Origin of the sequence: Nonomuraea sp. NPDC049758, assembly GCF_040674635.1 — a bacterium.
In the GTDB taxonomy this organism is placed as follows: Bacteria; Actinomycetota; Actinomycetes; order Streptosporangiales; family Streptosporangiaceae; genus Nonomuraea.
The window spans coordinates 878,382-890,631 of sequence record NZ_JBFAMZ010000001.1 but is presented as its reverse complement, the minus strand read 5'-3'; the positions used below and the strand labels follow the sequence as shown (position 1 = coordinate 890,631).

Below are 12,250 nucleotides of genomic sequence, written 5' to 3'. Positions count from 1 at the left end.
TTTCGGGTTTTACCTGGTGTCGTCTACCTATCACATGTGCTTGGGCGTGGCCTGGTTGGCGGGCCCGATCTTGTGCCCGGCGGCCGCCCACATGTGCCGGGGGGGGGGGCCCGCGGCGCGGCCCCACCGGTCTACAGACCCAGGCAGGCGGTCAGGTCGGCCTTGAGGGCGTCGAGGTCGCGGGCGGCGGACGCGCGCGCCTGCGCCACCTCACCGGTCACCGGCACCACGACCTCCAGGTAGCACTTCAGCTTGGGCTCGGTGCCCGACGGGCGGACCACGACGCGGCCGCCCTCCGACAGGTGGAAGCGCAGGCCCTCGGTCGGGGGCAGGCCGCCGTCGCCGCGGCTCAGGTCGTCCACGGCCTCGACCGTGTGGTCGCCCAGCGTGGCGGGCGGGGCGGCGCGCAGGCGGTCCATCGCGCCGGCGATCAGCGACAGGTCGGCGACCCGGAAGCTGAGCTGGGACGTCGCGTGCAGGCCGTACCGGACGGCCTGGTCGTCGAGCAGGTCGAGCAGCGTGCGGCCGGCGCGCTTGGCGGCGGCGGCGACGGCGGCCACGGTCAGGGCCGCGCCGATGCCGTCCTTGTCGTGGACCGGCAGGCCGGCGTCGGAGCCGACGCAGTAGCCGATGGCCTCCTCGTAGCCGAAGACCAGGCCCTCGCCCGCCTTGACGATCCACTTGAACCCGGTCAGCGTCTCGCCGTAGCGCACGCCGTGGGCCTGCGCGATCTTGCTCAGCAGGGTCGAGGAGACGATCGTGGTGGCCACCAGCCGGTCGCCGGTGGTGTGCGTGATCACGTGCTCGGCCAGCAGGCCGCCGACCTCGTCGCCGGTCAGCATGCGGCACGTGCCGTCGGGCAGCGGCACGCCGACGGCGCACCGGTCGGCGTCGGGGTCGTTGGCCAGCACCAGGTCGGAGCCGAGCTTGGCGGCCAGCGCGACCGCCAGGTCCATCGCGCCGGGCTCCTCCGGGTTGGGGAAGGCCACCGTCGGGAAGTCGGGGTCGGGGTTGCGCTGCTCCTCCACGGCCATCGGCGTCTCGAAGCCCGCCGCGAGGAAGGCCCCCGTCAGCGTCCCCGAGCCCACCCCGTGCAGCGGCGTGTACGCCACCCGCAGCTCGCGCGCCTGGCCCAGCGGCAGGGCGGTCACCGCGTCGATGTAGTCGTCGACGATGTCCTCGCCCAGCTCGGTGAGCGTGCCCGGACCGTCGAGGGGGAGCTGGTCGACCCGGCCCACCGCGTCGATGGCGGCCGAGATCTCCCGGTCGACCGGCGGCACGATCTGCGAGCCGTCACCCCAGTAGACCTTGTAGCCGTTGTCCCTGGGCGGGTTGTGGCTGGCGGTGACCGTCACGCCCGCGTCGGCCCCGAGATGGCGGACGGCGAAGGCCAGCACCGGCGTGGGCAGCGGACGCGGCAGCAACGAGACGTGCAGCCCCGCGCCGGTCAGGACGGCGGCGGTGTCCCTGGCGAACACGTCGGACTTGTGCCGGGCGTCGTAGCCGATCACGACGTGCTTGCCGGCGCCGAGCACGCCGGCCAGACCGGCGGCGGCGCGCATGACGGTGACCCGGTTCATCCGGTTGGGGCCCGCGCCCAGCTCGCCGCGCAGGCCGGCGGTGCCGAACTCCAGCTTGGCCTGGAACCGCTCGCGAAGGGCGGGCAGGTCGTCGTCCTCCAGGAGGTCGGACAGCTCGGCCCTGGTGTCGGGGTCGGGGTCCTGGGCCAGCCACTGGCGGGCGCGGCGCAGCAGGTCGGCGTCCACGGGCGGGAGCGGGACGTCCCCGTCGGCCTCCGGCGGGATGCCGGCGGTCACAGGCGGTCCACCACCTTGGCCAGCAGCACGCCCATGCGAGCGGCCGTGGCGCGGCCCACCTCCAGGACCTCCTCGTGGTTGAGTGGCTCGCCGGACAGGCCCGCCCCCGGGTTGGTGACCAGGGAGACGCCGAGCACCTCCAGGTTCGCCTCGCGGGCGGCGATGGCCTCCAGCACGGTGGACATGCCCACCAGGTCGCCGCCGAGCGTGCGCAACATCCGGATCTCCGCCGGGGTCTCGTACGTCGGGCCGCGGAAGGCCACGTAGACGCCGTCGGCCAGGGTCGGGTCGATCTCGCGGACCAGGGCGCGCAGGCGGCGCGAGTAGACCTCGGTGAGGTCGATGAAGGTGGTGCCGGTGATCGGGTTGGCGCCGGTCAGGTTGATGTGGTCGCTGATCAGCACCGGGTCGCCGACGTTCTGGGTCTCCGGCCGCAGGCCGCCCGCCGCGTTGGTCAGCACGACCGTGCGCACCCCCGCCGCGGCCGCCGTGCGCACGCCGTGGACGACCGCGTCGACGCCGAGGCCCTCGTACAGGTGCGTGCGGCCGAGGAAGACCAGCGCGTGCCGCCCGGACGGCGTGCGCACGACGCGGATCTTGCCGCCGTGCCCGGCCACGGCGGGGGCGCGGAAGCCGGGCAGATCGGTGAACGGGATCTCGGCCACGGTCTGCCCGATCGCGTCGGCGGCGGGGACCCACCCCGACCCCATGACGAGGGCCACGTCGAAGGTGTCGAGGCCGGCCGCGCCGGTCAGGGCGGCGGCGGCCTCTGCGGCCAGGGTGTATGCGTCGTTGCTCACATCTCAGTAGTTTAGGAGCAGCCTGTCCAGAACCCGCACCCCGAACTGCAGCGCGTCCACCGGCACCCGCTCGTCCACGCCGTGGAACATCGAGGCGAAGTCCATGTCGCCGGGCAGCCGCAGCGGCACGAACCCGAACCCGCGCACGCCCAGGTCGGCGAAGAAGGTCTTGTTGTCGGTGCCGCCCGACATGCAGTACGGCACCGCCCGCGCGGTCGGGTCCTCGGCCTTCAGCGCCGCGATCATCGACTCGACCAGCGCGCCGTCGAACGTCGTCTCCAGCGCGATGTCGTGGTGCACGAACTCGCGGCGCACGTTCGGCCCGATGAGCGAGTCGACGGTCTTGAAGAACTCCTCCTCGAAGCCGGGCAGGAAACGCCCGTCCACGACGGCCGTGGCCTGGCCGGGGATGACGTTGGACTTGTAGCCGGCGTCGAGCTGGGTCGGGTTGGTGGTGTGGCGCAGCGTCGCGCCGACGAACCGCACCAGCGGGCCGAGCTTGTCCAGCAGCGGGGCCGGGTCGTCCTCGTCGAACGGCAGGCCGAAGGCGTCGGCGACCTCGGTGAGGAACTGGCGCACGGTCGGCGTGTAGGTGAGCGGCCACTCGTGCCCGCCGAGCCGGGCCACGGCCTTGGCGACCTCGGTGACCGCGTTGTCGGAGTTGAGCATCGAGCCGTGCCCGGCGGTGCCGTCGGCGACCAGCTTCATCCAGGCCAGGCCCTTCTGGGCGGTCTCGATCAGGTACAGCCGCAGCGACGGGTCGACCTCCAGCGAGTAGCCGCCGACCTCGCTGATGGACTCGGTCACGCCCTCGAACAGCTCGCGGTTGTTGGCCGTGAGGTACTTGGCGCCGTACACGCCGCCGGCCTCCTCGTCGGCGACCCAGGCGAAGACGATGTCGCGGCGCGGACGGCGTCCCTCGCGCTTCATCTGGCGCAGCACGGCCAGCATCATCGCGTCCATGTCCTTCATGTCCACGGCGCCGCGGCCCCAGATGTAGCCGTCCTTGACCTCGCCGGCGAACGGGTCGACCGACCAGTCGGCGGCGTTGGCGGGCACCACGTCGAGGTGGCCGTGGACGAGCAGCGCGGGCAGCGACGGGTCGGTGCCCTCGACGCGGGTGACCACGTTGCCGCGGCCCGGCTCGCTCTCGACGTACGTCGCCTCGATGCCGACCTCGTCCAGCCTGGCCATGACGACCTCGGCCGCGGCCCGCTCGCCGGGGCCGCTGCCGTCCCCGTAGTTGCTGCTGTCGACGCGGATCAGCTCCACGCACAGGTCGGCGACTTCCTTCTCGGCAGGTGTCATGGCGTCTTCTCCAGGGTGAGCAGTCCGGACTTGTGGAGGTGACCGCGCTTGTACGCGCGGGTGATGAGGGTGAGGTCGCTGTCGGTGATCTCGTCGAGCCGGCCGAGCACGTCGGTCATGAAACGATAGAGGTCCGCCTCGTGGGCCACCGCCACCTGCACGATGAGGGAGTGGGTGCCCGAGGTGGCGGCGCAGTAACGCACGTGGGGGTGCTCGGCCAGGCGCCGGCCGGTCTCGCCCAGCCCGTACGGCCGCACCTTCAGCCAGAGCATGGCCTCGACCTCCAGCCCGAGCAGCGCGGGCTCGACCTCGGCGCGCGGCAGCAGTAACCGGCGGTCGATGAGCGAGCCGACCCGCCGGCGCGCGGTCGGCACGGACAGGTCGAGCCGTTCGGCGATCGTGGTGAAGGCGGCCCGGCCGTCGGCCGCCAGCAGCTCGGCGATCTCCTTCTCCAGCGGCGACAGGCCGTCCTCGTCGGGCAGGTCGGGGGGCGGCGGCGCGGGGCGCAGCTCGGCCACCTCCCGCTCGGTGAGGAAGGGCGCGTGCCACTCGGCCACGGTGGTGAACGTGTGCAGCACGACCTGGGTCTGCGTCTGGAGCACGCCGTCGATCTCGCTGATGTCGTGGGCCAGGATGGTGTGCAGATCCTGCCGGGACGGCGGCACCAGCTCGCAGGCCAGGTCGGCGGCTCCGGTCAGCGCGTAGACCGACCGCGTGTCGCGCCGGTCGGTGAGCGATCTGGCCACCTGGGCCGCGGTGCCGGGCCGCACCTGGACGTGCAGGTGCGCGGGGCGGCCGTGGCCGGTGCGCAGGTCGTCGTAGATCGCGGTGACGCGGACGACGCCGTCGGCGATGAGCCGCTGGAGCCGGCGGGCGACCGTGCGTTCGTGCTCGCCGACCGCCCTGCCGATCTCGCCCCACGAGGCGCGCGGGCTCACCTGCAGCGCGGCCACGAGCCGCCGGTCGAGAACGTCCACCTGCAACCGCTTCCGTGTCGGGTTTGTAAATAATTGCCCAGACATTTGACTGTTTCGGTCTTCCGAATGCACAGTAAGCCATCACTCCACGTGTCAGCAAAAGGAGCACATGCCGTGTCGACCTCCCCCGTCGTGCAATCGCCGCTCGGCATACCGAAGAGCAGGGTCCGTCAGCTCATGGCGGCCAGCATCGGCAACGTGGTCGAGTGGTACGACTGGTACGCCTACACCTTCCTGGCCACGGTCTTCTCGGCGCAGATCTTCCCCGACAGCACCGGCAACAGCCTGGTGCCGCTGCTGAGCTCGTTCGCGGTGTTCGCGGTGGGCTTCTTCATGCGGCCCCTGGGCGGCCTGCTGGTGGGCGCGTTCGCCGACCGGTACGGCCGCAAGTCCGCGATGACCTTCACCATCATCCTGATGGGCGGCGGCTCGCTGCTGCTCGGCCTGACCCCCACCTACGAGGCCGTGGGCCTGCTCTCGCCGGTCATCCTGACGCTGGCCCGGCTGATCCAGGGCCTGTCCGTGGGCGGTGAGTTCGCCGCCGCCACCACGTTCCTCGTCGAGTCGGCCCCGCCGCGCCGCCGCGGCCTGTTCTCCTCCTTCCAGTACGTCAGCACCACCATCGGCCAGCTCATCGCCTCCGGCCTGGCCGCGGTGCTCACCTCGACGCTGGTCAAGGAGGACATGAGCTCCTACGGCTGGCGCATCCCGTTCCTGGTGGGCGCGCTGCTCAGCCTGGTGGGCCTGTGGATCCGCAAGGGCGCCGACGAGACCTCGGCCGTCGCCGAGGAGATCCAGCGGGGCGAGGCCAAGCGGCCGGGCATGTTCGAGTTCCTCAAGCACCACCCGAGGTCCGCGCTCACCATCGTCGGCATCACGATCGCGGGCACCGTCGCCTACTACACCTGGACCAGCTTCCTGCCCACCTACGCGCAGATCACGGTCTCGTTCGACAAGGCCGAGTCGCTCCAGGTCGGCACGATCTCGCTGGTGTTCTTCATGCTGCTGCAGCCGCTGCTCGGCCTGCTGTCGGACAAGATCGGGCGCAAGCCGATGCTGATCGCGTTCGGGCTCGGCTTCCTGATCCTGCCGGTGCCGCTGCTCGGCCTGCTCACCGACTCCTTCGCGAGCCTGCTCGTCGTGCAGATGATCGGCATGGTGTTCCTGGGCTGCTTCACCTCGGTCTCGGCCGCGGTGAACTCGGAGCTGTTCCCGACCCGGGTGCGGGCGGCGGGGGCCGGGTTCCCGTACTCGCTGACCGTGGCGATCTTCGGCGGCACCGCGCCGCTGATCGGCACCGCGCTGCAGAAGGCCGGCAACCCCGGGATGTTCCCGTGGTACATGTCCGCCCTGGCGCTGGTCTCCACGCTCGTGTACGTCTTCGTGCTGCGCGAGACCAAGGACGAGCCGCTCCGCTAGGGCGCCGAGGTGCAGGGGCGCTCCCGAAGCTCCTTGACGTAGTCGTCGGGGGCGCCCGCGCGCTCGGCCGCGTCGGCCAGGTTGCACAGGTAGCGGGCCGAGGGCAGGCCGCCCTCGTAGCCGTCGAGCACGTAGAACCAGGCGACGACCTCGCCGTCGAGGGTCTGCACCCGCAGCCGCACCTTGTGGTAGGCCCCGCGGACCGCGCCCTCCCACTGGTCGAGCGAGGTCTCCTCCCACTCGGGCACGTCGTAGAGCACGACGAAGACGTGCTCGTCGGGGTCCTCCACGATGGTGGCGAGCGAGCTCTCCCACTTGCTGTCGGTGCGCCCGAAGGTCAGCCGCCACCCCGTCAGCCAGCCGACACCCCAGATCGGGGAGTGCGGGGCGCGCATGGCCATCTGCTCGGGGTCCATGTTCATCCCGTAGGAGCCGTAAAGCCGTAGATCATTCGGCTTCCCTGATTGATCCGAAAGCCACGCCACGATCCACCCCTCTCGCCGGGTGCCGCTCGTCATCCAGCTACCGCGCCATCCTGCCACGCTGACCCGGCGTGTCGGTCCATCAAGCCGGGCACGGAAGGCCCATGTGTCCCCCATGTCCGCCGGAGCGCGATCCCGTCATGGGCCGGTTGCGGCTTCCGGGGGCACGTGCGGGAGAATGGGACACGTGACGAGGATCGTGATCATTGGTGGCGGGCCGGGCGGCTACGAAGCGGCGCTGGTGGCAGCCCAACTAGGCGCACAGGTCACGATGGTCGAGCAGGACGGGCCGGGCGGGGCCTGCGTGCTCACCGACTGCGTGCCGTCCAAGACGCTGATCGCCACCTCCGTCCGCAAGCAGGCCCTTCTCGACGCGCCCTCGCTCGGCGTGTCGTTCTCGGGCGGCCCCGACGGCGACGCCGGCGTGGTCGGCGTCGACCTGCCGCTGGTCAACAAGCGGGTCAAGGAGCTGGCCCAGGCCCAGTCGGCCGACATCGCGACCCGGGTCGAGGCCGAGGGCGTCGAGATCATCAAGGCGCGGGGGCGGCTGGTCGATCCGCAGGTCGTGCGCGCGGGCGACCGTACGATCAGGGCCGACGTGGTGCTCGTGGCCACCGGCGCGACGCCGCGCGTGCTGCCGGGGGCCGAGCCCGACGGCGAGCGCATCCTCACCTGGCGGCAGCTCTACGACCTGGAGGAGCTGCCCGAGCACCTGATCGTGGTCGGCTCCGGCGTGACCGGCGCGGAGTTCGCCGGCGCCTACCGCTCGCTCGGCGCGGAGGTCACGCTGGTCTCCAGCCGCGACCGGATGATGCCCAACGAGGACGCCGACGGCGCCGAGGTCCTGGAAGAGGTCTACCGGCGGCGCGGCATGAACGTCATGGGCCGCTCGCGCGCCTCCTCCGTCAAGCGCACGGCCGACGGCGTGATGGTGACCCTGGAGGACGGCCGCACGGCCGAGGGCTCCCACGCGCTGATGACGGTCGGCATGGTCCCCAACACCGGCGGCATCGGCCTGGAGGAGGCCGGCGTGCAGCTCGACCGCAACGGCTTCGTCAAGGTCGACAAGGTCTCACGCACGTCCGCGCCCGGCGTCTACGCGGCCGGCGACTGCACCGGCGTGCTCATGCTGGCCTCGGTCGCCGCCATGCAGGGCCGCATCGCCGTGTGGCACGCGCTGGGCGAGGCCGTTCAGCCGCTGCGGCTGGCCACGGTCGCCTCCAACATCTTCACCGACCCCGAGATCGCGGCCGTCGGCGTGGCGCAGCGCTCGATCGAGGCGGGCGAGATCGACGCGAACGTGGTCAAGCTGCCGCTGGCCACCAACGCGCGGGCCAAGATGCAGGGCTTCAACGACGGCTTCGTCAAGCTGTTCTGCCGCCCCCACACCGGCATCGTGCTCGGCGGCGTGGTCGTGGCACCGCGCGCCTCGGAGCTGATCCTGGCGGTGTCGCTGGCCGTGCAGCAGCGGCTGACGGTCGACCAGGTCGCCCACTCGTTCGCGGTCTACCCGTCGCTGTCGGGCTCGATCACCGAGGCGGCCCGCCGCCTCATGCAGCCCGAGGCCGCCATCGGCATCTAGCCGCCCCCTCCTCAACGCGCGCGAAGCCGTGCGGGTCGTCCTGACCCGCACGGCTTCTTGCTGTCCGCGCTTGCTTCCACATGCATTGGATAGTACTGTTATCCAAGTTCGGATAATGACACTATCCAATGGGGTGTTCCGGTGACGGTGATCGTTCTTCTGGTGGCCACGCTGGGCTTCCGGCTGCTGGGCGCGCTCGGCGTGCGGCGGTTCGGCACGTGGCAGGTGTCCGTGGCGCACGGGCTGGCCGTCATGGTGGTCATGACGGGAAGCGCGCACTTCGTCCCTGAAGGGGTGACCTTCATGCCGAACCACGGCGACCTGGTGCGCATGGTGCCGCCCTTCGTGCCGTTCCCCGCCGCCGTGGTCCACCTGACCGGCGTGCTGGAGCTGGCCGGGGCGATCGGGCTGGTGCTGCCCGCCACCCGCCGGGCGGCCGGGATCTGCCTGGCCCTGCTGTTCGTCGGCCTGCTCCCGGCGAACGTCTACGCGGCGGTCTCCGACGTGCCGTTCGCGGGCGGGGAGGCCACGCCGCTGTGGGAGCGCGTCCCGGAGCAGGTTCTGTACATCGCCGCGGCGCTCTTCGCCGCCTGGCGGCGTGCCGTGCCCGTCCGGGAGGGCGTGGCGCCCGTGCCCGCCGCCCGCTGACCCGTCGTCTTCTTCGCGGGTGGGCCGGTCAGGGCTTCCAGGCCGGGTCGCGGCCGATCAGGCCGAGCAGCCGGTCGAACGGCGGGGCGTCGTCCGGCACCGCCACCGGCGGCCCGAACGCCCCCGTCTGCCGGCCCATCTCCACCGACTGCTCCGTGAACCCCAGCGCGCGGGCGACGGCCTCGGCGTCGGGCTCGTACGCCTGGTCGGTGGCCCTGGCCAGGTCCCAGCCGTGCACGACCATGTCGACCAGCCACAGGTGGGCCACCATGGTCATCGGCAGGCCGCCCAGCGCGGCGCACGTGCCCTCCCACGCCTGCGGCCGCGACCAGGCGGCCAGCATGCGCTCGGCCCGCTCGGGGAAGTCGCCCGCGTACGGGCCCTGCTCGGTGCGCTCCCCGCCGTGCGCCAGCGACGCGAACATCTCCGCCACCCACTCCAGGTGGTTGACCAGCGCCTTGACGTCGAACTCCGCGCACGGCGTCGGGGACCCGAACTGCTCGGGCCGCACGGCGGCCACCAGGCCGGCGGTCCGGTGGGTGACCCGGGTCATCAGCGGCATCATGTCTTCCATGGCAGACATGATGTCCCGCCTGCCTCGGGCGCGGCTTGTAGAAACGCGACAGCGCGGCTGGGTCAACCCCTACGCGGGGCTGGCCGCCTTCGACTTCGCGCGCCAGGCGCCGTCGCCGGAGCTGGCGGCGTACGTCGACCACTTCTGGGTCGTCACCTGGACCGACCTCGCCGAGCCGTACGAGCAGCGCATCCTGTCGCACCCGACGGTGAACATGACGATCGTCCAGGACTTCCACCGGATCGCGGGGGTGATCGACGGCGGGTTCTCGTACACGATGCGGGGCACCGGCCGCGCGCTCGGCACCCGCTTCCGCCCCGGCGGATTCCGGACGTTCCTCGGCGGCCCGGTGTCCGAGCTCACCGGCCGGTTCGCGGAGATCGGCGAGATGTTCCCGGCCACCGGCCCGGCGCTGGTCGAAGGCGTGCTGGCCGAGCCGGACCCGGGGGCCGCCATCGCGCTCGTGGAGGCGTTCCTGCTGGCGCTCGGTCCGGCGCCGGACCCGCCGGCCGAGGAGGCCGCGGCCCTGGTGGGGCTGGCCGAGGACGACGTGACCGTGACCAGGGTCGACGAGCTGGCCGCCCGCGCGGGCCGGTCGGTGCGCTCGCTGCAACGGCTGTTCCGGGACTATGTCGGCATCGGCCCCAAATGGGTGATCCGCCGCTTCCGGCTGCACGAGGCCGCCGAACGCGTGCAGCAGGGCCTCGACCTCGCCACCCTCGCCACGCTCGCCGCCGAACTGGGCTACACCGACCAGGCCCACCTGACCCGCGACTTCACCGCCGCCGTCGGCATGCCGCCCGCCGCCTACGCCCGGCTCAACGCCCACGCCTGACGCGTCACCATTCGCGGGTGGCGATCAGCTCCTCGACGTCGGCCTCCGGGAAGCCGTAGGTGGTGGCCACGAACCAGAACTCCTCGGCGATCGCCTCGCGCGCGACGGTCTCGATCTCGCTGCCGGCCTCGTGGAACTCCTCGTCGAGCGCGTTGAACTCCTCCGTGGCGGCATGCGTCAGCGCGTAGAGGGAGGCCAGGTCGCCGGGCCGCTCGGTCTCGACGCGTTCGCACAGCCGCAGCAGGACGGCCCTGCCCTTGTCGACGACGTGGTCGGGGTAGTAGCCGTCGGCGTAGAGGGCCTTGAGGAAGGCGTGGCCGATCACCTGCGGATGCGTGGGGGACAACCCGATCTCCATTTCCGTGCGGACGCGGTCGGACGGCTCGATCATGCCCGCCGCCACCGACAGAATCCGCCGGACGCGCCCAGGTCAGCGCATCAGCTCGTACGCCGCGTACGCCGTGATCCCGTACGCGAGGTGCGGGACGACGTCGGAGACCCACGCGCCCGCCGGCCACTCGCTCGGATGCGTGACGTCGAGCAACGTCAGCGGCACGTTCGAGCCGGACATGGCCAGAGCGGTGAGCGCCAGCACCCCGACCGGCCACGACCTGCGCCGCCCCGACAGGAACCCGTAGGCGATGGCCGAGGCGATACCGGTCGCGTACCCCATGAGCGAGCCCAGCGCCTCCGTGCGGTTGGCGGCCCGGTCGCCCTCGCCGAGGTCGGTGTGCGTCAGGCCGGACAACTTCGCCACGGCCTGCCGCGGCGTGCTGCTCGCGGCCCGCGCCCGGACGAGCATGTCCAGGTAGGAGACGGTGTTGAGCGCCGTGGTGCCCGCCGCTCCCGCGATCAGTCCCTTGACGAGTGTGTGCATGCCCTGGCCGCTACCCCGACCGGCCCGCCCGTCACCCGCGCGCCGGACCTGGGGGACCGGCGCGCGGCCGGCGGGCCGTACCGTGGCAGGGTGAGCGCCGATGGAATGTCCGCCGCGCTGTCGCCGTACGTGACGACGCTGGCCGCCTACGACCTCGGGCCCGGTTCGGGCGGGGTTCATCGAGGGCTGCCGTCGTCCACGCTGTCGGTCACGATCCCCGAGGACGGCCCGGTCGACATCGCCTGGATCGGGCGGCCGGGGCCGGGCCGGCGGCTGCGCGCCGCGGTGGCCGGGCTGCACCTCGACGCGGCCGAGCTGCGCCAGCGGGCAGGCACGCGCGGGGTGTGGCTGACGCTCACCCCGCCGGGCGCCGCCGCCCTGCTCGGGGTCCCCGCCTCGGTGCTGGCCGGGGAGGTGGCCGACCTCGCCGACGTCGTCCCGGCGCTGGCCGACCTGCCCGAGCGGCTGGCGGGCTGCCGGTCCTGGGCCCAGCGCCGCGCCCTGGTCGAACACCGCCTGCTCGCGGGGCTGGCCCGCCACGGCGACCGCGCCGCCCGCCGCACCTCGCGGGCCGCGCTCGCGGCCCTGTCCGAGACGGCCCGGGTCGAGGAGGCCGCCCGGCTGCTCGGGTGCTCGCGGCGGCACCTGAGCGGGGCGGTGCGCGGCGAGTTCGGGGTGACGCCGAAGGAGTACCAGCGGCTCGTCCGCTTCGAGGCCGCCCGGCGCCGGCTGGTGGCCGCCGCGCGCTCCGGACGGACGGCGCTCGCGGAGGTGGCCGCCGCCTCGGGCTTCGCCGACCAGGCGCACCTGACCAGGGAGTGGCGCGCCATGGCGGGTTGCACGCCCACGGAATGGCTACGCGCCGAAGGCCCGCCCGCCCCGCCTTCTCCAGCCCCACACTGACACCCGGGCCCCTGGAGCCCGCCGTGAT

At 72.6% G+C, this 12,250-nt stretch carries 13 protein-coding genes; 5 read left to right on the top strand and 8 right to left on the bottom strand.

The genetic code is table 11. The features are described 5' to 3' along the window. Positions 1-131: 131 nt before the first annotated feature. Genes AB0J46_RS04140 through AB0J46_RS04125 form a run of 4 tightly spaced genes read right to left on the bottom strand, consistent with a single transcriptional unit; the run spans position 132 to position 4,902 of the window. Positions 132-1,766 (bottom strand): phospho-sugar mutase, encoded by a 1,635-nt coding sequence (locus AB0J46_RS04140; RefSeq protein WP_364326173.1) that lies wholly within the window; start codon positions 1,764-1,766, stop codon positions 132-134. Positions 1,767-1,813: 47 nt separating this feature from the next. Continuing rightward, positions 1,814-2,617 (bottom strand): purine-nucleoside phosphorylase, encoded by an 804-nt coding sequence (locus AB0J46_RS04135; RefSeq protein WP_352361985.1) that lies wholly within the window; start codon positions 2,615-2,617, stop codon positions 1,814-1,816. A 3-nt stretch (positions 2,618-2,620) separates the two neighbouring features. After that, positions 2,621-3,925 (bottom strand): M20/M25/M40 family metallo-hydrolase, encoded by a 1,305-nt coding sequence (locus AB0J46_RS04130; protein ID WP_352361983.1) that lies wholly within the window; start codon positions 3,923-3,925, stop codon positions 2,621-2,623. Beyond that, on the bottom strand, positions 3,922-4,902 hold the full coding sequence (locus tag AB0J46_RS04125; RefSeq protein ID WP_364326116.1) for an Lrp/AsnC family transcriptional regulator: 981 nt from the start codon (positions 4,900-4,902) through the stop codon (positions 3,922-3,924). Before AB0J46_RS04125 ends, AB0J46_RS04130 begins: the two co-directional genes overlap by 4 nt. Positions 4,903-5,016: 114 nt before the next feature. On the opposite strand from AB0J46_RS04125, the gene AB0J46_RS04120 reads away from it, so the two are divergent. Continuing rightward, positions 5,017-6,321 (top strand): MFS transporter, encoded by a 1,305-nt coding sequence (locus AB0J46_RS04120; RefSeq protein WP_364326113.1) that lies wholly within the window; start codon positions 5,017-5,019, stop codon positions 6,319-6,321. Here AB0J46_RS04120 and AB0J46_RS04115 read toward each other — a convergent pair. Beyond that, on the bottom strand, positions 6,318-6,737 hold the full coding sequence (locus AB0J46_RS04115) for a gamma-glutamylcyclotransferase (protein ID WP_352325470.1): 420 nt from the start codon (positions 6,735-6,737) through the stop codon (positions 6,318-6,320). The genes AB0J46_RS04120 and AB0J46_RS04115 overlap by 4 nt on opposite strands. Before the next feature lie 253 nt (positions 6,738-6,990). Here AB0J46_RS04115 and AB0J46_RS04110 point away from each other — a divergent pair, with 253 nt between their 5' ends. Next, positions 6,991-8,385 (top strand): NAD(P)H-quinone dehydrogenase, encoded by a 1,395-nt coding sequence (locus AB0J46_RS04110; protein ID WP_364326110.1) that lies wholly within the window; start codon positions 6,991-6,993, stop codon positions 8,383-8,385. Positions 8,386-8,526: 141 nt separating this feature from the next. Beyond that, positions 8,527-9,033 (top strand): hypothetical protein, encoded by a 507-nt coding sequence (locus AB0J46_RS04105; protein ID WP_364326107.1) that lies wholly within the window; start codon positions 8,527-8,529, stop codon positions 9,031-9,033. Between the two features lie 28 nt (positions 9,034-9,061). On the opposite strand, the gene AB0J46_RS04100 is transcribed toward AB0J46_RS04105, so the two are convergent. Beyond that, positions 9,062-9,607: a TIGR03086 family metal-binding protein gene (locus tag AB0J46_RS04100; protein ID WP_364326104.1), complete on the bottom strand. Its 546-nt coding sequence runs from the start codon at positions 9,605-9,607 to the stop codon at positions 9,062-9,064. On the opposite strand from AB0J46_RS04100, the gene AB0J46_RS04095 reads away from it, so the two are divergent. Next, positions 9,606-10,442: a helix-turn-helix domain-containing protein gene (locus AB0J46_RS04095; RefSeq protein WP_364326101.1), complete on the top strand. Its 837-nt coding sequence runs from the start codon at positions 9,606-9,608 to the stop codon at positions 10,440-10,442. The two genes, AB0J46_RS04100 and AB0J46_RS04095, sit on opposite strands and share 2 nt — an antisense overlap. A 4-nt stretch (positions 10,443-10,446) precedes the next feature. Here the strand turns inward: AB0J46_RS04095 and AB0J46_RS04090 are convergent, their stop codons facing one another. Together AB0J46_RS04090 and AB0J46_RS04085 are read right to left on the bottom strand one after the other, a co-directional pair. Beyond that, a complete protein-coding gene (locus AB0J46_RS04090) occupies positions 10,447-10,833 on the bottom strand; it encodes a DUF5713 family protein (protein ID WP_364326098.1) in 387 nt (128 codons plus the stop codon). 39 nt (positions 10,834-10,872) lie between these two features. Further along, positions 10,873-11,319 carry a hypothetical protein gene (locus AB0J46_RS04085; protein ID WP_364326095.1) on the bottom strand — a complete coding sequence of 149 codons (447 nt, stop codon included), beginning with the start codon at positions 11,317-11,319 and terminating at the stop codon, positions 10,873-10,875. A 90-nt stretch (positions 11,320-11,409) separates the two neighbouring features. Here AB0J46_RS04085 and AB0J46_RS04080 point away from each other — a divergent pair, with 90 nt between their 5' ends. Next, on the top strand, positions 11,410-12,222 hold the full coding sequence (locus tag AB0J46_RS04080) for an AraC family transcriptional regulator (RefSeq protein WP_364326092.1): 813 nt from the start codon (positions 11,410-11,412) through the stop codon (positions 12,220-12,222). Positions 12,223-12,250: the final 28 nt, after the last annotated feature.

Coding starts and splice junctions, on each gene's coding strand:
- AB0J46_RS04130 (WP_352361983.1), bottom strand. CDS start 3,925: ATGACACCTGCCGAGAAGGAAGTCGCCGACCTGTGCGTGGAGCTGATC.
- AB0J46_RS04090 (WP_364326098.1), bottom strand. CDS start 10,833: ATGATCGAGCCGTCCGACCGCGTCCGCACGGAAATGGAGATCGGGTTG.
- AB0J46_RS04115 (WP_352325470.1), bottom strand. CDS start 6,737: ATGGACCCCGAGCAGATGGCCATGCGCGCCCCGCACTCCCCGATCTGG.
- AB0J46_RS04095 (WP_364326101.1), top strand. CDS start 9,606: ATGGCAGACATGATGTCCCGCCTGCCTCGGGCGCGGCTTGTAGAAACG.
- AB0J46_RS04100 (WP_364326104.1), bottom strand. CDS start 9,607: ATGGAAGACATGATGCCGCTGATGACCCGGGTCACCCACCGGACCGCC.
- AB0J46_RS04085 (WP_364326095.1), bottom strand. CDS start 11,319: ATGCACACACTCGTCAAGGGACTGATCGCGGGAGCGGCGGGCACCACG.